General features: G+C 70.6%; 21 protein-coding genes. 9 read left to right on the top strand and 12 right to left on the bottom strand.

Going from position 1 to position 20743, the window contains the following annotated elements:
- Window positions 1-138: 138 nt before the first annotated feature.
- On the top strand, window positions 139-975 hold the full coding sequence (locus J4573_RS24345; RefSeq protein WP_208258145.1) for a tetratricopeptide repeat protein: 837 nt from the start codon (window positions 139-141) through the stop codon (window positions 973-975).
- A 5-nt stretch (window positions 976-980) separates the two neighbouring features.
- Here J4573_RS24345 and J4573_RS24340 read toward each other — a convergent pair whose 3' ends face one another.
- Window positions 981-1721, bottom strand: a complete 741-nt coding sequence (locus J4573_RS24340) for a GntR family transcriptional regulator (protein WP_307796844.1) — start codon at window positions 1719-1721, stop codon at window positions 981-983.
- Between the two features lie 57 nt (window positions 1722-1778).
- Between J4573_RS24340 and J4573_RS24335 the strand changes: the two genes are divergently transcribed.
- The 3 genes from J4573_RS24335 (at window position 1779) to J4573_RS24325 (ending at window position 4406) form a co-directional block, all read left to right on the top strand.
- Window positions 1779-2318, top strand: a complete 540-nt coding sequence (locus J4573_RS24335) for a YbhB/YbcL family Raf kinase inhibitor-like protein (RefSeq protein ID WP_208258143.1) — start codon at window positions 1779-1781, stop codon at window positions 2316-2318.
- Between the two features lie 1414 nt (window positions 2319-3732).
- Window positions 3733-4023 (top strand): ArsR/SmtB family transcription factor, encoded by a 291-nt coding sequence (locus tag J4573_RS24330; RefSeq protein ID WP_307796843.1) that lies wholly within the window; start codon window positions 3733-3735, stop codon window positions 4021-4023.
- Complete coding sequence (locus J4573_RS24325) at window positions 4020-4406, top strand: VOC family protein (RefSeq protein ID WP_208258141.1); 387 nt, start codon at window positions 4020-4022, stop codon at window positions 4404-4406. Before J4573_RS24330 ends, J4573_RS24325 begins: the two co-directional genes overlap by 4 nt.
- A 6-nt stretch (window positions 4407-4412) precedes the next feature.
- Here the strand turns inward: J4573_RS24325 and J4573_RS24320 are convergent, their stop codons facing one another.
- The gene (locus J4573_RS24320) at window positions 4413-5225 is read right to left on the bottom strand and encodes a maleylpyruvate isomerase N-terminal domain-containing protein (RefSeq protein ID WP_208258140.1); all 813 of its coding nucleotides are present in this window, start codon (window positions 5223-5225) and stop codon (window positions 4413-4415) included.
- 66 nt (window positions 5226-5291) lie between these two features.
- Window positions 5292-6116: a patatin-like phospholipase family protein gene (locus tag J4573_RS24315; protein ID WP_208258139.1), complete on the bottom strand. Its 825-nt coding sequence runs from the start codon at window positions 6114-6116 to the stop codon at window positions 5292-5294.
- A 98-nt stretch (window positions 6117-6214) separates the two neighbouring features.
- Here J4573_RS24315 and J4573_RS24310 point away from each other — a divergent pair, with 98 nt between their 5' ends.
- On the top strand, window positions 6215-8146 hold the full coding sequence (locus J4573_RS24310; protein WP_208258138.1) for an N-acetylmuramoyl-L-alanine amidase: 1932 nt from the start codon (window positions 6215-6217) through the stop codon (window positions 8144-8146).
- A 144-nt stretch (window positions 8147-8290) separates the two neighbouring features.
- On the opposite strand, the gene J4573_RS24305 is transcribed toward J4573_RS24310, so the two are convergent.
- Complete coding sequence (locus J4573_RS24305; RefSeq protein ID WP_208258137.1) at window positions 8291-8749, bottom strand: SRPBCC family protein; 459 nt, start codon at window positions 8747-8749, stop codon at window positions 8291-8293.
- Between the two features lie 317 nt (window positions 8750-9066).
- Here J4573_RS24305 and J4573_RS24300 point away from each other — a divergent pair, with 317 nt between their 5' ends.
- Window positions 9067-9894 (top strand): alpha/beta fold hydrolase, encoded by an 828-nt coding sequence (locus J4573_RS24300; protein ID WP_307796842.1) that lies wholly within the window; start codon window positions 9067-9069, stop codon window positions 9892-9894.
- A 64-nt stretch (window positions 9895-9958) separates the two neighbouring features.
- On the opposite strand, the gene J4573_RS24295 is transcribed toward J4573_RS24300, so the two are convergent.
- Window positions 9959-10435, bottom strand: a complete 477-nt coding sequence (locus J4573_RS24295) for an SRPBCC family protein (RefSeq protein ID WP_208258505.1) — start codon at window positions 10433-10435, stop codon at window positions 9959-9961.
- Window positions 10436-10567: 132 nt separating this feature from the next.
- Between J4573_RS24295 and J4573_RS24290 the strand changes: the two genes are divergently transcribed.
- Window positions 10568-11128 carry a TetR/AcrR family transcriptional regulator gene (locus J4573_RS24290; protein ID WP_307796841.1) on the top strand — a complete coding sequence of 187 codons (561 nt, stop codon included), beginning with the start codon at window positions 10568-10570 and terminating at the stop codon, window positions 11126-11128.
- A gap of 4 nt (window positions 11129-11132) precedes the next feature.
- Here J4573_RS24290 and J4573_RS24285 read toward each other — a convergent pair whose 3' ends face one another.
- Window positions 11133-12746 (bottom strand): MFS transporter, encoded by a 1614-nt coding sequence (locus J4573_RS24285; RefSeq protein WP_208258135.1) that lies wholly within the window; start codon window positions 12744-12746, stop codon window positions 11133-11135.
- A gap of 49 nt (window positions 12747-12795) precedes the next feature.
- Between J4573_RS24285 and J4573_RS24280 the strand changes: the two genes are divergently transcribed.
- Entirely contained in the window at window positions 12796-13410 is a 615-nt protein-coding gene (locus J4573_RS24280) for a TetR/AcrR family transcriptional regulator (RefSeq protein WP_208258134.1), read from the top strand.
- 51 nt (window positions 13411-13461) lie between these two features.
- Here J4573_RS24280 and J4573_RS24275 read toward each other — a convergent pair whose 3' ends face one another.
- Genes J4573_RS24275 through J4573_RS24265 form a run of 3 tightly spaced genes read right to left on the bottom strand, consistent with a single transcriptional unit; the run spans window position 13462 to window position 16033 of the window.
- On the bottom strand, window positions 13462-14052 hold the full coding sequence (locus J4573_RS24275; protein WP_208258133.1) for a hydrolase: 591 nt from the start codon (window positions 14050-14052) through the stop codon (window positions 13462-13464).
- The gene (locus J4573_RS24270; protein WP_208258132.1) at window positions 14052-15596 is read right to left on the bottom strand and encodes an MFS transporter; all 1545 of its coding nucleotides are present in this window, start codon (window positions 15594-15596) and stop codon (window positions 14052-14054) included. The genes J4573_RS24275 and J4573_RS24270 overlap by 1 nt, the downstream gene beginning before the upstream one ends.
- Window positions 15593-16033 (bottom strand): MarR family winged helix-turn-helix transcriptional regulator, encoded by a 441-nt coding sequence (locus tag J4573_RS24265; RefSeq protein WP_208258131.1) that lies wholly within the window; start codon window positions 16031-16033, stop codon window positions 15593-15595. The genes J4573_RS24270 and J4573_RS24265 overlap by 4 nt, the downstream gene beginning before the upstream one ends.
- 272 nt (window positions 16034-16305) lie before the next feature.
- On the opposite strand from J4573_RS24265, the gene J4573_RS24260 reads away from it, so the two are divergent.
- Window positions 16306-18027, top strand: a complete 1722-nt coding sequence (locus J4573_RS24260) for an alpha/beta hydrolase (RefSeq protein ID WP_208258130.1) — start codon at window positions 16306-16308, stop codon at window positions 18025-18027.
- Window positions 18028-18112: 85 nt separating this feature from the next.
- Here J4573_RS24260 and J4573_RS24255 read toward each other — a convergent pair whose 3' ends face one another.
- From J4573_RS24255 to J4573_RS56180, 3 genes are read right to left on the bottom strand one after another with little or no spacing between them, the layout of a single operon-like run.
- The gene (locus tag J4573_RS24255) at window positions 18113-18568 is read right to left on the bottom strand and encodes a hypothetical protein (protein ID WP_208258129.1); all 456 of its coding nucleotides are present in this window, start codon (window positions 18566-18568) and stop codon (window positions 18113-18115) included.
- A gap of 7 nt (window positions 18569-18575) precedes the next feature.
- Complete coding sequence (locus J4573_RS24250) at window positions 18576-19163, bottom strand: winged helix-turn-helix domain-containing protein (protein WP_208258128.1); 588 nt, start codon at window positions 19161-19163, stop codon at window positions 18576-18578.
- Between the two features lie 30 nt (window positions 19164-19193).
- On the bottom strand, window positions 19194-20657 hold the full coding sequence (locus J4573_RS56180; protein WP_208258127.1) for a helix-turn-helix transcriptional regulator: 1464 nt from the start codon (window positions 20655-20657) through the stop codon (window positions 19194-19196).
- Window positions 20658-20743: the final 86 nt, after the last annotated feature.

Below are 20743 nucleotides of genomic sequence, written 5' to 3'. Positions count from 1 at the left end.
GTGTCTGCGTCCTCGACCGGCTCGCCCGCACCTGGGACGTACGCCCGACCGGTCGGGGCGGCATGTCGTTCGTGTCGGGATCTGATCCCGACGGTGTGAATATGGGATCTTTCGCGAGCACTCAGAGGAGACAGGGACGTGAGCGAGGAGAGAGGCTCGGAGCTCGGCCCCCACGACCAGGCTCGTCGCCACATGAGCGACGGGATGTGGCTCGAGGAAGCGCAGGGCGACGACGAGCTGGCGCGAAAGGCCTATCAGCGTGCGATCGACCTCGGCTTTCCGGACACCACGGCGGCGTCCGCGGTCAACCTCGGGTCTCTGCTCAGTCGGCACGGGGATCTGGACGGCGCGCGGGACGCCTACCAGTTGGCGCTCGACACCGGCTTTCCGGACATCGCACCGTTCGCCGCGATCAACCTCGCCATGGTTCTCGAAGAGCAAGGAGATCTGAACGGGGCGCGAGCGGCCTACCAAAGGGCCATCGACTCGGGTGAGGAGGACGTGGCGCCCGAGGCGGCCGGAAGGCTGGCGACTCTGCTCGAAAACCAAGGCGACCTGCAGAAGGCCCACGCGGCGTACCTGCAGGCGATGGACTCCGGCCACCCGGAGCACGGTTCCATGGCCGCCTTCAACCTGGGGATCATGCTCAAGAAGCAGGGAAACACCGACGAGGCGCAGACCGCGTACCAACGCGCCATCGAGTCCGGCCACCCAGAGTTCGCTTGCATATCTGCGGCCAACCTCGGCTACCTGCTCAAGCGACTGGGAGAGATCGATCGGGCACGGGCGTCCTTTCAACAGGCCATCGACATGGGCCACCCCCGCTACTCCCCCGCGGCAGCGATCAGCCTGGGCACCATGCTGGCGGAGAACGATGACAAGGCCGGCGCACGCGCGGCCTACGAACTCGCCATCAGCATGGACGATCCGGCCGCAGCCCAACACGCCCGAGAACTCACCGCAGACCTCGGCTGACAGGATCAGTTGGTCTGGGCGGCATCCGTCTGGGCGGCATCCGTCAGGGCGGCATCCGTCAGGGCGGCATCCGTCAGGGCGGCATCCGTCAGGGCGGCGGCGGTCAGGGTTAGGTGTTGAGCCAGGACCTGGGCGGCGGTGTCGGCGTCGCGGGTCAAGGCGGCCTCTTCGAGGCGGCGGTGTTCGGCGATGCCGTCGCGGTCGGGGTCGCGGTGGGCGGACCACCGGCGGGCGAGTTCGCTGGCGATCCACATGCGGTCGAACGTCTCCAGCAGGACGGGGTTGCCGCAGCCCTCTAGGAGGGTGCGGTGGAAGACGCGGTGGGCCTCTGACCAGGCTTCGGTGTAGTACTCGCCATTGTCCGGCTCGTACGGCGGTGTGCGGTCGAGACGGTGGTGGGCGGCTCGTACGCGGGACTCCCAGTCGAGGTCGCCGCGTTCGATGGACATGCGCAGCACGACCGGCTCGATGGTGCGGCGGGCCTCCGCGATCTCCTGCCAGCGGCGGTCGGAGAACGCCGGCACCGCGAAGCCGCGGTTGGGCAGCCGGTCGGCCAAGCCCTCGCCGACCAGGCGGACCAGCGCCTCGCGTACGACTGCCAGGCTCACGCCCTGCTCCTTGGCGAGGTCCTGCGGCTTCAGCGCGGCGCCGGGGGCGTAGATGCCGCGCATGATCGCGTCCCGCAGGTGCGCGTAGACCTGTTCGGAGAGCATCTGCTTCCCCGCAGGGGCTTGAGTCCGAGTCACGGAGGTCAGCATAGACGATCCAGAAGATAATCGATTATTTGTGTTATGGTCGATTGCATGACTGCTAACAACCCCTTCGCCCGCCTTCCCGAGGCGGCCTCGTTCACCGTCACCAGCACCTCCGTTGACCACGGCGCCGCCTGGTCGGACGAGCAACTCTCGTCCGGACTGCCCGGCGGCAAGGACCTGTCGCCGCATCTGTCCTGGAGCGGCGCCCCTGAGGGCACCAAGAGCTACGCCGTCACGGTCTATGACCCTGACGCTCCTACCGGGTCGGGGTTCTGGCACTGGGCCGTCGCCGACATCCCGGCCGCTGTGAGCGAACTGCCCGAGGGAGCCGGCGACGAGACCGGCTCGGGCCTGCCGGACAGTGCCTTCCAGCTGCCGAACGACGCGCGCATGGCCCGCTACATCGGCGCCGCCCCACCCGCCGGCCACGGCCCGCACCGCTACTTCATCGTGGTGCACGCCCTGGACGTCGAGTCCATCGGCGTTCCGGCCGACGCCACCCCGGCCGTCCTCGGCTTCACCATGGCCGGCCACATCCTCGGCCGCGCTGTCCTGACCGCCACAGCCGAGACGACCGCGGCGGCATAGTCACCGAACCGGCCAACGGTGATGACGCCGGAACGGACGGGTCACCCGAACGGCCGCGTCACCGGGACCGCCAAGACGCAGGGTCGGCCGTCCCGGTGACGACCGTGACGCCGGGATGACCGAGCCGCCAGAACGGCGATGACTCCGGGACGAGCGAGTCACCCAAACGGCCGAACCACAGGGCGGCCGAGTCACAGGGCGGCCGAGTCACAGGGTCGGCCGGGTCGCGGCGACGTCCGAGCCGCGCAGGGATAACCGAGACGCCGGAGCGGCGATGACGCCGAGCGACCGAGGCGCCCCGAACGGCCGCGTCACCGAGACGGCCAGGGCGCGGGGACGGCCAAGACGCAGGGACGACCGAGCCGCGCGGACGACCGGGTCACTGGGACGATCGGGTCACTGGGACGACCGACCCGCCGAGCTGACCGTGACGCCAGGGCGGCCGAGCCGCCAGAACGGCGATGACGCCGGGACGAGCGAGTCACCCGAACGGCCGAGTCACAGGGCGGCCGAGTCGCGGGGTCGGCCGAGCCGCAGGGATGACCGTGACGCGGGATTACCGAGCCGCCGGAGCGGCGATGACGCCGGGGCGACCGAGTCACCCGAACGGCCGAGTCACAGGGCGGCCGAGTCGCGGGGTCGGCCGAGCCGCAGGGATGACCGTGACGCGGGATTACCGAGCCGCCGGAGCGGCGATGACGCCGGGGCGACCGAGACGCCCGAACGGCCGAGTCACAGGGCGGCCGAGTCGCGGGGTCGGCCGAGCCGCAGGGATGACCGTGACGCGGGATTACCGAGCCGCCGGAGCGGCGATGACGCCGGGCCGTCCGAGACGCCCGAACGGCCGAGTCACAGGGCGGCCGAGTCGCGGGGTCGGCCGAGCCGCAGGGATGACCGTGACGCGGGATTACCGAGCCGCCGGAGCGGCGATGACGCCGGGGCGACCGAGTCGCCGGAACGGACGAGTCACTGGGACGACCGAATCGCGGGAGCGCCGAGTCGCAGGGACGGCGAGTCGCAGGGACGGCCGAGCCACCGGGACGACCTAGCCGCCAGAACGGCCGTGACGCCGGGACGACCGAGTCACTGGGACAGTCGAGACGCCGGAACGGCCGAGTACTGGGCGTGTGAGGGCTTCCCGGTCGCCATTGGCGCAGGCCTGGTCACCCGGCGGGCCATCGGCCCGTTCACCGCCTCCATCTGCGGCATCTCCTGCGCCTGCTGATGACCTCTTCGGTGTGAACGATGAGGTCGCCGCCAGGACGGCTGCGGCGGCGGGACGGCCGAGTTGCTGGGACGGCTGGCTGAGCGTGGGGGGGTCTGCTTGCGTTCGGCTGAATGGGAGGCCCTCGACCATGGCGGTCAGGGCCTCTTGGTTGACATGCAAGTCGTGGCTTGCGTAACTTTCTGTTACGTGGGAGACGTCTTCAGGGCCTTGGCCGACCCCACGCGGCGCATCATCTTGGACGAGCTGACCGACCGGAACGGGCAGACGCTCTTCGAGATCTGCGCCCGTCTGACGACCAAGCACCAGCTCGGCTCGTCGCGCCAGGCGATCTCGCAGCACCTCGATGTTCTGGAGGACGCGGGCCTGGTCGTGACCCGGCGCGAGGGCCGCTACAAGTTCCACTACATCGACACGGGGCCGCTCGAACCGATCGTCGAGCGCTGGCTCCGGCGGCCCGCGGGAGGGGACCCGACATGAGAATCAGCCTGGCGAGCGTGATGGTCGACGACCAGGACAAGGCGCTGAGCTTCTACACCGACGTGCTGGGCTTCGTGAAGAAGCACGACATTCCGATGGGCGGCGCCCGGTGGATCTCGGTGGTGTCCCCTGACGTGCCGGACGGGACGGAGTTGGTGCTGGAGCCGAGCGGTCACCCGGCGGTCAAGCCGTTCAAGGAGGCGCTGGTCGCCGACGGCATCCCGTTCACCTCGTTCTCCGTGGACGACGTCAAGGCCGAGCACGAGCGGCTGCGTGGGCTCGGCGTGCGGTTCACGCAGGAGCCGACTGAGATGGGCGCGGTGACCACGGCGGTGTTCGACGACACGTGCGGCAACCTGATTCAGATGCATCAGGAGGGCTGATCGCGGCTACGGAGGGCTGATGGCCTTGAGCATGCCGGCGAGCTTCCATGGTCTGCGGCCCCAGGCGGACATCTTCCCGGCTAGGACGGGTTTCCAGATCTCCTGGCGTCCGATGAACACCTGCATCATGGCCCAGGGGTCGGCGGAGAGATGGGCGTCGATGTTGTTGGCGGGGCCTGTTTCGAGGGTCAGCGAACCGCGGTCGAAGACCATCAGCGTGCGTCCGCCGCCGCGCAGGCGGAGGTCGAAGCGGGCGCGGAACGAGCCGGCCTTCTCCTCGTTCAGGAAGGCTGCGGGCGGCAGCGCCGTGATGAGCGGCAGCGCGCCGCCCTCGACCGCGAGCAGGGCGTGGTCACGCCGGATCGGCCACGAGAGTCCGGTGGCGCGGGCGATGTCATCGCCGTGGATCAGGCATTCCTCCAGCACGTGACCCGCCACCACCGAAGGCGGCAGGCGGACGCCCTGCAGCCAATCGACGGTCGCCTCTTGTGAGCGTGCGGCCATCTCGTCGAATTCGGTTGCCAGGGAGGCGAGCCGGTCTGCTAGGAGGGACGGGGTTCGTTCGGTGTCTTCGGCCAGCAGTTGCGCGTTGAGGTCGGCCATCCCGGGCGCCGTCACGGTGACTTCCGGGAGCTGCTTGCCGGCGAGGGCGTCGGTGTCGAGCTGGAGAACGTGCGTCAGGTGCGCCGCGACGTCGGTGGCCGTCCATGCTCCGATCGCGATGGGGTCGGCGGCCGGGACGTTCCGTAGGAGGTCGGCTAGGCGTGGGACGACGTCGCGCAGTGCCGCACGGACCTGGGCCAGGGTGGCGGGCGGCATGGGAGCACCTTCCTGAGCGGCGGAGCTTGATATTTTCAAGTGTGCTTGAAAATATCAAGCGGAAGGTCAGGCGGGGCGTTTGTGCAGGAGGGGCGCCAGGTCGGCCACCAGGGCGGCGGACTGGCGGAGGCCGGCCTGGTAGGTGCCGGGCCAGCGGTTGCGGTCGCCCAGGTCCGGGCCGAACGCCTCGCGCGCGGCCTCGTCCGGCATGACGCTGAGGCGGCGGGCCGCCTGGACGGGCGCGGCGGGGAACATCTGGCCCATCGGCTCGATGAGGATCAGGGTGCCCGCGCCGTTCGCCAGGTGCGCGTTGGAGCCGCCGCCGAACGCGCCGTCCATGTAGCGGCGGCCGTCGATCGTGATCGGCTCGGTGTAGCCGGGGGCGGCGCTGCTGGAGGCGACGGCGGCGTGCAGCGGGACGCCGCTCTGACCGTGCCAGACGACCGGTTCGCCGCTGTCGATGTCCACGGCGGTGATGAGCAGCGGCGCGTCCGGCCAGGTACGGCCGCCGACCGAGTACTCCATGGCGGCCAGGTGGTCCTCCTGCGGCATCGCGTCGGCCTCGCGTGCGAGCGTGCCGACCTGGCGCAGGGACTCGCGCGGGTCGGCGCCCGGCGCGTTGAGGATCTCGAAGACGCGCGGCATGACGGTCGGGTCTCCGGCGCGGGAACGCGCGGACGGCAGCTCGGCCAGCTCGTCCAGGTTCCGTCCGTTGGTGAGGGCGGCCGCGGCGATCGCACCCGCCGACGTACCGACGAGGAGGTCCGCGCGTGCCAGGTCAACGCCCGAACGGCGCAGGCCCGCGGCCAGGCCGAGGAGCCAGGCCGTGCCGACGGGGCCGCCGGGCCCGAGGACGACGGCCACATCGGAATCGCCAGGAGAAGAGATCACGTCACTGAGCCTACGGCGTTTATTTGGTCAAATCTGAGCCTCGACAGGGCGCCTTTGGGATTGTTATCAAGATCCCAAAGTCGCTGTGGAGGATGCCGATGCTCGTACGACGCCGGACCCTCGCCTTGGGCGTGGCGGCATTGACCGTGCTGGGGCCCGTTCAGGCCCAAGCCCAGGCCGAGACCCACGCCCAGCCCCAGCCACGGAAGGACACTTCTCGCCAGCAGGCATTCGCTCAGGCGGCCAAGGCCTATCGCGTTCCCGAATCGCTGCTCCTGGCCGTTTCCTATCTGGAGTCCAGATGGGACGCCAATCGCGGGCTGCCCAGCACCAGCGGCGGCTTCGGCCCGATGCACCTGGTCGACGGAACGCTCGTTCCGCGTTCGGGGCAGGTCGCGGGTGCCGGGGAGGACGCGCGGGGGGACGACACCCGGCCGGCGTTGCGGGTGAAGACCCCGCCGCCACAGGCTCCCGCTAAGGCACCGGCGAAGGCTCCGGCTAAGGCGTCCGCATCTACGCTGCAGGACGCCGCCCGCACGACGGGCGCGGCGCAGAGCCGGCTGCGGAACGACCCGACGGCCAACATCCGCGGCGGCGCGGCGCTCATCGCCCGCTATCAGGGAGAGCTCGGTCAGCCGCTCAGCGCGGACCCGGCGGCGTGGGCCAAGGCCGTAGCCCGCTACGGGGGCAGCGACTGGTTCGCGGGGCAGGTCTTCGACGTGCTGCGCAGCGGCGCCTCGCGTACGACCGACGACGGGCAGCGCGTCAGCCTGGCGGCCGCGCCGGGGATCCGGACGCCTGCGAGCGGGCGCAGCGACAGCCGCACCGAGTGCCCGGCCGACCTCGGCTGCGAATGGCTCCCCGCGCCGTACAAGCAGCTCGACCCGAACGACCCGGCCAAGTACGGCAACCACGACCTGGCCGACCGCCCCAAGAGCCAGAAGGTCTCCTACATCGTCATCCACGACACCGAAGAGGCCTACGACAACGCCGTCGGCGCCGTTCAGGACCCCGCCTACCTGGGCTGGCACTTCACGGTGCGGTCCGCCGACGGGCACGTGGCCCAGCACGTTCTGGGGAAGGACGTCGGCTGGCAAGCGGGCAACTGGTACATCAACACCAAGTCGATCGGCATCGAGCACGAGGGATTCCTCGCGCAGGGCGGCGCCTGGTACACCGAGGCGCTCTACCGCAGCTCGGCCGAGCTGGTGCGCTACCTCGCCAAGAAGTACGGCATCCCGATGGACCGCGGTCACATCATCGGGCATGACAACGTGCCCGGCCTGAAGTCGACCACCATCAAGGACATGCACGTCGATCCCGGGCCGTACTGGGACTGGGCGCGCTACTTCAAGCTGCTCAAGCACCCGCTGCGCGGCTCCGGAAGCGGCCACGGCATGGTCATGATCCGCCCCGACTACGACCGCAACGTCGTGCCGTACACCGGCTGCGACGACAAGAACCCGTCGGCGCCGTGCCCGTCGCACGGAGGCGGATCGGTCATGCTGCGGACCGAGCCGCGCGACGACGCGCCGCTGGTGAAGGACATCGGCAAGAACCCGCCCAGCGGGAACGCGACGATGGACGTCTACGACCACGGCGCCCGCGCCGCCACCGGCCAGAAGTACGCGGTCGCAGGCAAGGCGCGTGACTGGACGGCGATCTGGTACCTCGGCCAGAAGGCCTGGTTCCACGACCCCAAGAGCCGGCCCGCCTCCGTCGGCGTACGCGGCTACGTGGCCGTTCCGAAGGGCGCGTCCGCAGGCGTTTACGGTGGCGCTTATCCAGAGAAGGAAGCGTTCCCGGCGAACGTTCCTGTGCCGGACCTGTCTCCCCTGCAGTACCCCTTCGCGGCCGGTCAGAAGTACGCGGTCCTCGGGGAGACGAACTCGGAGTACTACTACGCCAAGTACTTCGACCCCGCCACGCACGCCCTGGTGCGCGGCAAGCAGAAGTACTACGAGATCCAGTTCGGCCACCGCGTCTACTTCGTCAAGGCGGACGAGGTCGTTCTGAAGCCCGTGAAGTAACACCCGGAGACCAGGGAAACCAGGAGGGCGGCCTCACGTCGCGACGACGTGAGGCCGCCCTCTCTGTCGGTCCTGGGCCGATTCTCGGCCGGTCCTCGGCCGGTCCTCGGCCGGTCCTGGGCCGGTCCTCGGCCGGTTTGTGGGTCAGGCGCCGATGACCTTGCCGAGGTTGTCGAGCTCGTTCGTACGGCCCGCCGTCAGGCGCTCGGTCCAGACCGCGTCGTGCATCGCCTCCATGGTCATCGTGACGCGGGTCCCGCCATGGACGGCCCTGATGTCGATCTCGGTGAGGAACTCGTAGGGCTCGACGTCGGGGATGAAGTCGGCGAGCGAGTTGTACCCGAGCGCGCCCGGCTCGTTCACCTCGACGAACGTCTTGCGCGACACCGTGGCGAGCGGCATGCCCGCGCCCTTCATGAACTCGATCTGCTCGGGCGCGGTCGCGGTCATCGTGTAGACCAGCTCGCCGCCGGGCCGCAGGTCGAGCTTGTCGACCGTGACCGTGAAGCCGTCGGGAGCCCACCAGGACTCGATGCCCGCGCTGGTCGTCCACAGTTCCCAGACCCGCTCCGGGGTCGCGTTGTACGTACGTTCGATCCGCACAGCCGACCTTGCATCCGACACTGACCCTGTACCCGACACCGACCTTGCATCCGACACCGTCATGGCGCTCCCTTTCGGACGTGGGGATGGAGGATTTGCCTGGTCAAACCATCCATCCACGGGCCACGGTCTCGGCAGATGCAAATGTCATCAGGTCCGCCGTGAATTAGGCGCGACTTCTTACCAACCTCTTACGACCATAAGAACAGTGCTGTCTGTATGAGGTCTGGCGATGCACCCTCGGAGGACCACAGTCTTCAGAGAGGGACACCATGTCCGTTCGTTCACCACGTTCACCACGTCCTACCGCCGCCCGTGTGAAGCGCGGCGGGCTCATGCTGCTGGCCGCCGCGACCGTGGTGGCATCCGCGTCGACGGGCGCCGCCTACGCCGTTGCGGGCACCGGCAAGCCGACCAAGGCCAAACCGACCGTCGTCCTCGTGCATGGCGCGTTCGCCGACTCCAGCGGGTGGAACGACGAGATCTCACGGCTGCAGCGACGCGGCTATCCTGTGGTCGCGGTGCCCAATCCGCTGCGCGGTCTCACGAGCGACGCCGCCTACGTCCGCTCCGTTCTGCAGTCCATCCCCGGGCCGGTCGTGCTGGTCGGGCACTCCTATGGCGGCGCGGTCATCACCAACGCCGCCACCGGCATGAAGAACGTGAAGGCGCTGGTCTACGTCGGCGCGTTCATCCCCGCGAAGAACGAGAACGTCGCCACCATCCTCGACCCGGCCAAGTACCCCGGATCGCTGCTCGGCCCGGCGACGACGGCTCACCGCAAGGTCGCCAACCCGGCGGCGCCCGGCGGGACCGACACCGAAACCTCCATCAAGCCCGCCGACTTCCGGAGGGTCTTCGCCGCCGATCTGCCGGCCCGCAAGGCCGCGCTCCTCGCCGCTACCCAGCGGCCGATGGCCGACACCGCCGCCATCCAGCCGTCAGGGAACCCGGCATGGGCGACCATCCCCTCCTGGGACCTGATCACGCTGGACGACAAGGCCATTCCGCCCGCCGGACAGCAGTTCATGGCGCAGCGCGCGCACGCCCGGGTCCAGACCGTTCACTCCTCGCACGCCGTGATGCTGGCCCACCCGGACGCCGTCGTCCGCATCGTGATGGACGCCGCGCATCACACGAGCTGACGGCCACACGAGCTGACGGCCACACCTGCTGACGGCCACACGAGATGGGAGAGCCCGCCGCCGGTCACCGGCGGGCGTAGCACGGGCCGGTCGCCATGAGGTGCTTGTGGACGAGCTTGTGCCAGCGGCGCTGCCGGTAGCGGTAGATGAACGTGGCGATGACGACCGTCACCGCCGTGAACGGGCCGCCGTCGATCTCGACCGTGTCGCTGTAGCGGCATCGGTCGGGACCGATCGGCTCGGCGTGCAGGGTGTGGTTCCAGGCCCTGACCGTTCCGCCGTGCTCCCGCGAGCGCATGGTGCGGGTGGCGTCGTCCAGCTCGATCAGGCGCATGGTGTGGCGCCACAGCGGGATCACATGGAAGAGGGTCAGCCGCGCGGCGCCGTGGTCGCCCTCCTGGAAGGGGCTGGTCTGGCCTGCCAGGGCCGGAAAGCCGAACAGGCCCCGCGTGACGTACAGGAGCGCGGCGGGATGCTTCATCGCCTGCCAGACCCGGTCGGCGTCCGTGGGCAGTTCGGTCTCAACGTGGATCGTCTTCATCCTAGAATTGTGAGCAATTGCTCGGTTTTCTGGCTACTCGCTTTTGCTGAGGCCAGGGTGGGTCAGGAGCGGTTCAGGGTGGGGACGACCAAACGGCTGAAGCCCAGGAAGCAGCCGCGGCAGGAGCGTGCGGTGGAGACCCACGACCGCATCCTCGCCGCGGCTGCTCGCGTTTTCGCCGAGCACGGGTACGCGGCGGGCACCACCAACCGCATCGCGGCGGCGGCCGGGCACTCGATCGGCTCGCTCTACCAGTACTTCCCGAACAAGGACGCGATCCTGGCCGAGCTGGTCACCGCGCACGCCGAGTCGGGCATCGCCGCCGTGACCCGGCGGCTGGAGGGCGGTCTGCCCGAGTCGCTGGACGGCAAGATCCGGGTCTTCGTACGGGCCGCCATGGACAACCACCGCGACGACCCGGCGCTGCACCGCGTTCTGTTCGAGGAGGCGCCCCGGCCGCCCGACTTGCTGGCCATGCTGCACACCGCCGAGGAGCAGGCGATCGAGGCCGCGCAGGCCCTGCTCGCGGAAGCTCCCGAGGTACGCGTCGCCGACCTGGCCATGGCGGCCCGGCTGGTGGTGAACTCGATCGAGTCGCTGGTGCACCGGTTCTACGCGCACGGCGAGACCGAGCAGGCAGAACGCTTCGAGAACGAGCTGGTCGCCATGCTCCACCGCTACCTGACGTGCTGAAAGCTCAAGCCGGCTGACCGGCGCCCCGAGCCGCCGCGTCGTCGGCGGACGCGGTCGCACCGTCCGCATCGCGGGCCGTGTTCGCCGCGTTCGCGCCGTCCGCATCGCCCGCGCCGCCCGCGCCGCCCGCATCGCCCGCATCGCCCGCATCGCCCGCGCCGCCCGCATCGCCCGCGGGGTTCGCTGCGTGGCGGGAACGGGCGATGCCCCAGCCGACGAGCGCGGCGGCCATGGCGGTCAGGGCGAGGCTCGCGATCGTGACGGCGTCGCGGAACTGGCCGGTCTGGTGCGCGCTCCAGTCCGGGGCGGCGATCGGGCCGGTGAACATCGCGGCGAGGAGGGTGCCGGCGACGGCGATGCCCGTGCCTGCGGTGACCTCGCCGGCGGTGTCGATGAGGGCCGCGCCGATCGTGGTCCGGTTCTCCGGCAGGCCGCGCAGCACGTTGGTCCCGGCGACGACGCCGACCACGCGCATCCCGGCCGCGACGAGCACGAGGGCGAGCGCGACCCACACGTACCCGAGCCTGCCCAGCAGCCCGAAGACCGCGAGCCCGAGCACGACCGTCGCGGCGCTGAGCCAGGCGGCCCGTTCCAGGCCGACCCGCCGCATCAGCGGGGTGATCAGCGCGCCGCCCGCGACGAGGACGATGACCTGCGGCAGCATCCCGAGGGAGGCGAGTCCGGGCGTCCATCCCCAGTCGAGCTGCAGTTGCAGCGTGACCAGGTAGCCGAGGCCCGCGGTCGCCAGCCCGGACGCCGCCTTGAACGCCAGGCCGCTGGAGACCAGGGGGTGCGCGACGAGCTTGAGGTCCAGGAGCGGGTGGCGCGCCGTACGTTCCCGTACGACGAACAGGACCGCCGCCACGACGGCCGCGGCCGTGATCGCCCACGGGATCCACGATCCGGCGCCCTCGTTCACGAACAGCGTCGGCGCGACAAGCGCGAACACGATCGTCGCCGTGCCGAGTGCCGCGCCCGGGATGTCGGCCGGGTCGCGGTGCAGGTCGGCCGGGTCGTCCGGGGCGATGCCGGTACGCAGGCCGACGATGGCGAGGACGGCGACCGGCGCGTTCACCAGCAGCAGGACCTGCCAGGGCGCGATCGACAGGATGAAGCCGCCCGCCGTGGGGCCGACCGCGAGCCCGACCAGGCCCACGGTCGAGATGAGCGTGGTCGCGCGGACGCGCAGGTCGTCGTCGTCGAACATCCGGAACGCCAGCGCCATCGATCCCGGCGTGGTCATCGCGGCGGCGACGCCCATCGCCGCGCGGACGGCGATCAGCTGTTCGGAGGTGGTGACGAACGCCGTCGCCAGGCTCGCCACGCCGAGCAGCGCCAGCCCGGCGAGCATGATCCGGCGGCGGCCGAACCGGTCGGCGATCGCGCCGAACGCCAGCATCAGCCCGCCGAACACGACCGCGTACGCCCCGGTCACCCATTGCAGGGCGGTCGTGGAGGCGTGCAGGTCGCGGCCGATCGTGGGCAGCGCGACGTTCAGGATCGAGTTGTCGAGCATCTCGAAGAGGAACACCGCGGACAGGCCCGCGAGGGCGACCCACGCCTCCCGCAGTGATCGCGGAGACCTGGAGACAATGGCGGTGGAGCGGTTAGAGGACATGCCACTAGGTTAAGTGACTAAGTTTAGTTACACAAGTAAGTGAGGTCGGATGCCCAGAACCAGCGAGCGAGGCGGCCCGAAGACGCGCGCGAAGATCTCCCAGGTCGCGACCCGGCTCTTCTTCGAGCGCGGGTTCGACGCGGTCACGGTGGCCGAGGTGGCGCGGGAGGCCGGGGTGTCGAGCGTCACGGTCTTCAAGCACTTCCCGCGCAAGGAGGACCTCCTCCTCGACCGCCAGGTCGACGCCGCCGAACTCCTGCGCTCGGCCGTACGCGACCGCGCTCCGGGCGTCGACGTCCTGGCCTCGCTGCGCGACGCGTCCCTCCGCATCCTCGATGAGCGGCAGGGCCTCTCCGGCGTCGCCGACGGCTCCATCCCGTTCTTCAAGGTCGTCGCCGCCTCCCCCGCGCTGATCGCCCGCGCACGAGAGATCGCCTCCGACCTGCAGCGCCTCCTCACCGAGGAGCTGGAGAAGGACCCGGCGTTCAAGGGCGATCCGGCGCTGTTCGCCGCGTTCTTCATCGGCGGTTACAGCACCGTGCTGGTGGAGACCGCCCGCCGCCTCACCGCCGGGGACCCGCCGGACGCCGTGGCGGACGACCACCGCGAGCGCCTGGAGCGGCTCTTCATCGCCCTCCGCAACGGCGTTGTTCCCAGCAGATGAAAACGCTCCCCGGCCGCACAGGCCGGGAAGCGTCAGGGGGCACGACTGAGATCAGGAACCGGCCTTGTCCAGGGCGGCCAGGATGTCGGCGGTGGTGCCGGTCTCGCCGAGGCGCGGGAAGATCTTCTCGATGCTGTTGGTGTGCGCGCCGCCGTCCCGGTCGGTCATGGCGTCGGTGGCCAGGGTGACGTGGTAGCCGTGCTCGTGCGCGGCGCGGGCGGTCGACTCGACGCCGATGCTGGTCGCCACGCCGGTGAGGACGATCTGGGTGACGCCGCGGCGGCGCAGGTGCAGGTCGAGGTCGGTGCCATAGAACGCCGACCAGTTGCGCTTGGTGACGACGATGTCCTCGGGGTGGCCCGCGAGCTGGTCGGAGAGCCGGTCCCAGCCCTCGGGGAAGGCGCGGGGCGAGCCCGTTCCTGACTGGTCGGTGCGGCCGGGGACGGCGTCGGCGCCGTCGGCGGCGAACGTCACGCGGACCAGGACCACGTGGAGGCCGCGGGCGCGGAAGGCGTTCGCCAGCTCGACGTTGCGGGCCAGGACGTCGGCCGTGGGGAACGGGTCGCCGGGCATGGTCAGCACGCCGTTCTGCAGGTCGATGACGACGAGCGCGGTCGCGGGGTCGATCGTGGTGACGGGCATCAGGTGGCCTTTCGCGGATTGGACGGGGTGGGCGGGGTGGACGGGTCGGACGGGGCAGTCCGGTCGGTCGGGGTGGACGGGGTCGACGGGGCCGGGGCGGACGGGGCCGGGGCGGACGGGGCCGGGGTGGACGGGGCCTGGGCGGACGGTTGAGGACGGCCGACCAGGCGGAGTGAACGGTCGACCAGGACGAGCAGGAGGAGCACGAGTCCGACGACCAGCAGGAGCCAGGTCATGTCGTGCATGCCGGCGGTGGTGGCGCCGTGCTGGAAGAACGCGGCGTTCGCGGCGGACGCCACGAGCGCCCCCAGATAGGTGGCCGTGCGCAGGAGGCCGGCGGACGAGCCCATCCGGGCGGGTTCGGCCTGGGAGTAGAGGGCGTTCTGGTTGGCCAGGCCGTTCAGGCCCTGCGGGATGCCGATCAGGACGCCGATCACCGCCAGCCACCACAGAGTGCTGCCGGGGCCGACGGTCAGCAGCGCCACGATGCCGACGAGCTGGACCGCCGCGCCGACGAAGAGCTTGCCGCGCACCTGGGGATGACGGCCGGTGAACGTGGTGACGACGATCGCGGCGGCCGACATGGGCAGAAGCAGAAGACCCGCGACGGTCGCGCCCAGGCCCCTGCCGTCCTGGAGCCACTGGCTGTAGCCGTAGAGGAAGGCGTAGGAGGTGATGTATGCGCAGAGCTGCCTGGCATAGGTGGCCAGCAAGGGAATGTTCCCGCTCAGCACGCGCAGGTCGATGAACGGCTGCTCGTGGCGCGTCTCCTGGAAGGAGAAGCCGGTCGCCGCGGCCGCTCCGATCACCGGCATGTACCAGTGCCCGAACGACGGCTCGATCAGGAACAGCATGAACGAGGTGAGCATGGCGGCGAAGAGGACCATCCCGGTGACGTCCAGGCGGTCGCCCGACCACTCCGAGAAGGGACGCTTGGGGAGCCGGACCGTTCCAAGCACCAGGCACGCCAGCGACAGCGGAACGTTGATGGCGAAGATGAGGTGCCAGCCACCGGCGCCGATGAGCAGGCCGCCCAGGGTCGGGCCTATGACGGCGATGACCTGGTTGGCGACCGACAGGGCCGTCAGTACGCCGGTCGGGTTCTGCCTTCCGGTGCGGTCGGATTCGGCGCGGAGCAGGTACATCGCCGCGGGATAGGCGGCGGACGTGCCGACTCCTAAGAGGACACGGGACAGGACGAGGACGCCCAGGTTCGGGGCGACCACGCCCAGCAGCCCGGCGAGCCCGACGAGCGACGTTCCGGTGAGGTAGAGCAGGCGCGGGCCGCAGATGTCGACCAGCCTGCCGATGACCGGCTGGCTCACGGCGGTCGCCAGGTAGAGACCGGACACCAGCCAGACGGTCTGGGCGGGCGAGGCGTGGAACGCGCGGCCGATGGGGATCAGCGCGACCGCGAGCATCGAGGAGTTGATCGGGTTCAGGATCGAACCCAGGATCATCGGGGCGATGAGCCTCCGGTCGAAGCCGTCCTGCGGCCGGTGCGTCCGGCGCGTTCGGCGGGCCTTGACCAGAAGGCTCGTCATGACTGCGCCACCGCGTCCACGATCTCCATCACCTCGATGACCTTCCGCAGTTCCTCGTCGGTGCAGCGTTCCTGCAGTTCCCGGGCCAGCCAGGCCTCCTTGGCGCGCCGGACGTCCATCCGCCGCTCGCGCCCGCGCCCGGTCAGCGTGACCAGCTGGCGCCGGCCGTCCTCGGGGTCGCGGTGGCGCTCCACGAGCCCGGCCTCCTCCAGCGCGAGAACGATCGTGGCCATGGACTGCGGGCGCACCCGTTCGGCCGCCGCGAGCTCGCTCGCCGACGCCGGGCCCTCCTTGTCCAGCCGTACGAGGACCGAGGCCTGCCCGGTGGACAGGTCGCCCTCCACGGCCAGGCTCCGGAACCGCCGGACGAGCCGGCCGACCGCCACACGGGTGTCGAACGCCGCCCGCGCGGCCTCATCCGAGATCACTTCGTCCATCACACCCCCAAACGTTCAGTCCCAACTGTACACCTAAACTGTACATCTGAAACTGTACACCTGAAACTGAACAGTCCAAGCTGATGATCCTAGGGCCACGTGAGCCAATAAATGTGACCCACATCACTCACGCCTCAGGTCAACCGATGGCCACACACGCCCGTCTTTACTCAGCACTCCCCCATCACACAGCGTTCCCCCATCGTCACGTTCCAGAGGCGAAAGGCCGGCTGATGCGCAGGTACGTGCGACCGGCGGTTGTGGTGACCGGCTTGTTCGGCCTTTCCGTGGTGATCCCGTCGGCCGGGGCTCACGCGGCCGCCGCCCTGCACGCCAGGACCTACGCGTACGGGAAGCGCGCGCGGCAGTCCCTGGACGCTTACTGGAACACCTCCGCGAGGGGCACGCAGCCTGGGCTGGTGCTGCTGCACGGCGGTCTCTGGAACGGCGGCAGCAAGAAGGACTGGAAGTCCACGGCGCAGTGGTACGCCAAGCAGGGCTTCGCGGTGTTCGCCGTGGACCACCGTTTCAACACCGACGCCGCCTGGCCCGCGCCTCGTGACGACGCGTTCGCGGCGGTGCGCTGGATCAGGTCGCATGCCGGGTCGTTCAGGCTCGACCGCAACCGGATCGCGGTGCTGGGAGCCCAGTCGGGCGGAGAACTCGCCGCGCAGCTGGGAACGCGGGGCGGTGGCGTACGGGCGGTCGTCGGGTTGTCGCCGATCGCGTCGCCGGAGCTGGCCTACACGTCTGCGCAGACGACCGCCGCGTCGGCGACGCGCCGCAAGCTGCGCGACCAGACGGTGGTCCTGGGCGACTGCTCGATGGCCACCAACGAGGCCCGCTGCCATGCCCGCTACCGCGACATGAACCCGGCCACCTACGCCAGCGGCGATGACGCCCCCATGTACCTGGTCCACTCGGCGGGCGACCCGATCCCCGTACGGCACAGCGAGCAGCTCAGGGACGCGCTCGTTCAGCACGGGGACCGCGACGTCACCGTGAGGACGGTGTCGGGCAAGGCGAGTGGCGGGGCGCTCCTGGATTCCTCCCTGCGCAGCAAGACCTTGTCATGGCTGCGCGCCCACACCGGCGTCCACCTTGACTCCACGGCCGCACCGCAGGGCCAGCGCCTCGCGCTCGCGGGTGAACGCGAGCCAGCCATCACCAGCTCGGACAACGGCTCCGCTGAAAGCGCGCGAGTAGCGGCGACCGCTGCACGAGTGGAGCACACGTACGCCTACGGGCCCTACGCCCGCAACCGGCTGGACGCCATCTACCGCAAGAGCAGGAAGGCCCGGCCCGCGCTCGTGCTCATCCACGGCGGCTACTGGTACGAGGGCGACAAGAGCGCTTGGACCAATGAGGGGCGATGGTTCAGCGACAGGGGCTACGCGGTCTTCACCATCAACTACCGGCTCAACACGCAAGCGCGCTGGCCCGCCCAGCGCAACGACCTCTACAGGGCCATCGGCTGGGTCACATCGCATGCGCACACCTTCGCCGTGAACCCGAAGCGGGTCGTGCTGGTCGGCTCGTCGGCGGGCGGGCAGATGGCCACGGCCGTCGGCACGCGCGGCAAGGGGGCCAAGACCGTCAAGGCCGTCGCCGCCCTCTCCCCCGTCGTCGATCCTTACCGGGGCTACCGGGACGGCCAGACGTCCAGGGCCGGGGAGAACAAACGCAAGCTTCGGGACGCCGGGGTGCTGCTGACCCGCTGCACGCCCGAACGCAGCAACAAGACGTGCTGGAAGCGCTGGGTCGACCTGGTCGTCTACAACGGGGCCGGTAAGGGCGACGTGCCGATGTACATCATGCATTCGGCGGGCGACTTCGTTCCCGCAGGGCCCTCGCACACGCTCTGCGCGAAGTTGAACGCGGCCAAGGTGTCCTGCGCGGTGCGCACGCTTCCCGGCGACAGGCACGGAATCGCCCTGCTCGGCATGCCCGGAGCCCGCGCCGCGCTACTGAAGTGGATCCGCGCCCACGACTAGGCCTGTCCCTTAGGGTCCCGCCCCGAGAACCCCGTCCCTGAATCCTGCCCCTAGAACCCTGAATCCTGCCCCTAGAACCCTGCCCCTAGAACAGAGACAGGTTGGGCAGCAGCTTCTCGGCAGAATCGATGAGCTTGGCCGCGTTGGCCAGCGCTCCGTCCGCTTCTTGCTCCTGAGCGCTGTCGCCGGGGTACGCCGGGTACTCCAACTCGTTCCGCCGGATGCGAAGCGCGCGATACGGCCGGAAGACGTCACCGAACTGGGCGCGCAGCACCTCGTCCACGACGCGGTGACCGCCGGTGGTCGTCGGGCGCAACCCCTGCTGGGCGAGGAGTGCCGTACACGCTAGGCGCGCGGCGTCGTAGGCCAGCACGAACGAGCTGTCGGGGTCCACGGAGGCCACGGCGGCAGCGGCTGAGTGCGTACGCCGGGCCTTGGCCAGCCAGGGCTCGCCATCGGCGGCAGGCCCCTGGACCTGCTGGAGCTGCCCCTCGGACAGGAGGCGTTCGACCAGTGCCTCGCCTCGGCCCCATCGCGCCATGGTGTCCTCACTCTGGAAGGTCCCCGTATGCAATCACATACGGAGACTCCATGATCTGGTTCACCAGCGGATCCGCGGCGGCGGAGTCCCAGCGGTCGGCGGGCCGGACGACCGGGTTGACCTGCAGATCGAGGCGGGCCTGCGCGCGCTCGGCCGCCTCGTAGACGGCCGCGCGATCGACGTCGCCGAGGACGAGCACGTCCACGTCGTTGGGCGGCGGGCCGGGCTCGCCCTCGTAGCGCCGCGCCCACGAGCCGAAGATCAGCACGGCCTGGGCGTTCAGCCCGGCGAACTCCTTCCCCACGGCCTCCTGGGGGCCGAAGGTGAGGGTGAGCAGGTGCGTCAGCGGCGCGGTCAGGCGGTTGGCCTGGTTGGCCCGGAGCAGCCGAGCCCGCCCCACCGGCCGTGAGGTGATCAGCTCGGCGTCCTCCAGCCGGGTGACCTCGCCGTGGACGGTCGACAGGGACATCTGCAGCCGCCTGGCCAGGTCGGAGAGCGTGTACTCCTGATCGGGGTGCAGGAAGAGGAGCGTGAGCAGCCTCGCCTGGCCCCTCGACCGGAAGATCGGGAGCAGCGCGGGCGCTTCACTTCGCATAGACCGAATATATCTCCGGTCTAACCGAAACTACACACCCGCGAGGCGGGCGAGTTCCACGCGGGAGCGGATGCCCAGGCGGTTGAAGATGTTCCTGAGATGCCCGTCCACCGTGCGCGGGCTGATCAGCAGCCGGGCGGCGATCTCCCGGTTGGTGGCGCCGCCCGCGACGAGCCGCGAGATCTGCAGCTGCTGGGCGGTCAATTCGGACAGCGTGTCCGGCCCGCCCGCAGCCGCCCCGCCCGCGGCCGGAGCACTGCCCGGGAGGGCGTCGCCGGCCGCCCGCAACTCCACGCGGGCGTGGTCGGCCCAGCGGCTCGCGCCCGCGCCCGCCCGTTCGAAGGTGTGAACGGCCTCGCGCAGCGGTTCGCGGGCGTCGCGAGGGCGGCGGCCCCGGCGCAGGTGATGGCCGAGGAGCAGCTGCGTCCGGGCCAGCTCGAACGCCGAGTCGCCCGCCATGTGCAGCCGTACCGCCGCGGCGAAATGGTGGTCCGCCTCGTTCTGCAGCAGCAGCGCCCGGCACCGCGCGGCGAGCGCCTGCCGTGCCGGGCTGGGCGCACGGCGTGCCCAGCGTTCGTAGCCGTCGGCCGCACGCCGCGCCGCGTCCAGCCGTCCCGCGCGTACGGCCGCCTCGACGAAGTACGGCGCGGCCAGCAGCCTGACCGCCGGATGGACCGGGGCCGCCGCGCCGGTCGGCGTGCGCAGCCGGGCGACGGCGTCGGCGGGCCGGTCGGCCGCAAGATCCAGGCAGGCCATAGCCCACGACGCGAGCGCTGCGGGCCGGGTGAGGCCGCGCCGGTCGACCTCGGCGGACAGGCTCTCCAGGTGCGGCAGCGCCGTCTCCTCGTCGCCCTGCAGCGCGGCGGCGAGGGCGGCGAGCGCGTGGAGCTCGACGACGCGGTTGAGCTGACCGGCCGCCCCGGCGAGCCGCAGCCCGTCCAGGGAGGTGGCCAGCGCGGCGGGATAACGCCCGAGCGCGATCTCACAGTGCGCAAGGATCGCCAGCGCGCGCGGCTCCTGGATGACCTCGTCGCGGCGCCGCGCGATGGCGACCGCCTGGGCCGCCAGGTCGCACGCGAGCCGGTCGTCGCCGAGCATCAGCGCCGCGATGCTCGCCGACGCCCGGACCGTGCAGTCGTCGACGCGGCGGGCCAGGCGCACGACCCTGCGCAACGGGCCCGCCGCGAGTTCGTGCCGCCCCTGCATCGCGGCCGCCATCCCGATCGCGTGCGCGTGCCAGAACTGGGCGGCCGGGTCCCGCTGCCGCCCGAACGCCAGCGCGCGGCACGCGATCTCCTCGCGGAACGCCACGTCGCCGAGCGCGTCGGCCGCCTCGCCCGCCTGCGCCAGCGCGTAGAGGGCGACGCCGGGCGCGACGGACGCGCTGTGGTCGGCGACGTCCACGAGCATGCGGCACGCGACGGCCAGTGACCCGTCGCACAGCTCGTTCTCCGCGCGCAGCAGGCCGGTGATACGCGGGGCGGGGCGCGGCACCGGCGCTCCCCCGCCCCGCAGCACATCGTTTGTGAAAGGCGGGTTCATGAGGGTCAGTTCGCGAGCGTGACGGTGCAGGCTCATGG

Origin of the sequence: Actinomadura barringtoniae (assembly GCF_017573505.1) — a bacterium.
GTDB classification, from domain to species: domain Bacteria; phylum Actinomycetota; class Actinomycetes; order Streptosporangiales; family Streptosporangiaceae; genus Spirillospora; species Spirillospora barringtoniae.
Note: the sequence above shows the minus strand (reverse complement) of the source record. Positions and strands in the feature narration are given on the sequence as shown.

Bases quoted from the DNA above. Each gene is read 5' to 3' on its own strand.
- J4573_RS24280 (WP_208258134.1), top strand. From the start codon at position 12,796: ATGCCCAGAACCAGCGAGCGAGGCGGCCCGAAGACGCGCGCGAAGATC.
- J4573_RS24285 (WP_208258135.1), bottom strand. From the start codon at position 12,746: ATGTCCTCTAACCGCTCCACCGCCATTGTCTCCAGGTCTCCGCGATCA.
- J4573_RS24310 (WP_208258138.1), top strand. From the start codon at position 6,215: ATGCTCGTACGACGCCGGACCCTCGCCTTGGGCGTGGCGGCATTGACC.
- J4573_RS24275 (WP_208258133.1), bottom strand. From the start codon at position 14,052: ATGCCCGTCACCACGATCGACCCCGCGACCGCGCTCGTCGTCATCGAC.
- J4573_RS24325 (WP_208258141.1), top strand. From the start codon at position 4,020: ATGAGAATCAGCCTGGCGAGCGTGATGGTCGACGACCAGGACAAGGCG.
- J4573_RS24255 (WP_208258129.1), bottom strand. From the start codon at position 18,568: ATGGCGCGATGGGGCCGAGGCGAGGCACTGGTCGAACGCCTCCTGTCC.
- J4573_RS24335 (WP_208258143.1), top strand. From the start codon at position 1,779: ATGACTGCTAACAACCCCTTCGCCCGCCTTCCCGAGGCGGCCTCGTTC.
- J4573_RS24320 (WP_208258140.1), bottom strand. From the start codon at position 5,225: ATGCCGCCCGCCACCCTGGCCCAGGTCCGTGCGGCACTGCGCGACGTC.
- J4573_RS24295 (WP_208258505.1), bottom strand. From the start codon at position 10,435: ATGAAGACGATCCACGTTGAGACCGAACTGCCCACGGACGCCGACCGG.
- J4573_RS24250 (WP_208258128.1), bottom strand. From the start codon at position 19,163: ATGCGAAGTGAAGCGCCCGCGCTGCTCCCGATCTTCCGGTCGAGGGGC.
- J4573_RS24270 (WP_208258132.1), bottom strand. From the start codon at position 15,596: ATGACGAGCCTTCTGGTCAAGGCCCGCCGAACGCGCCGGACGCACCGG.
- J4573_RS24265 (WP_208258131.1), bottom strand. From the start codon at position 16,033: ATGGACGAAGTGATCTCGGATGAGGCCGCGCGGGCGGCGTTCGACACC.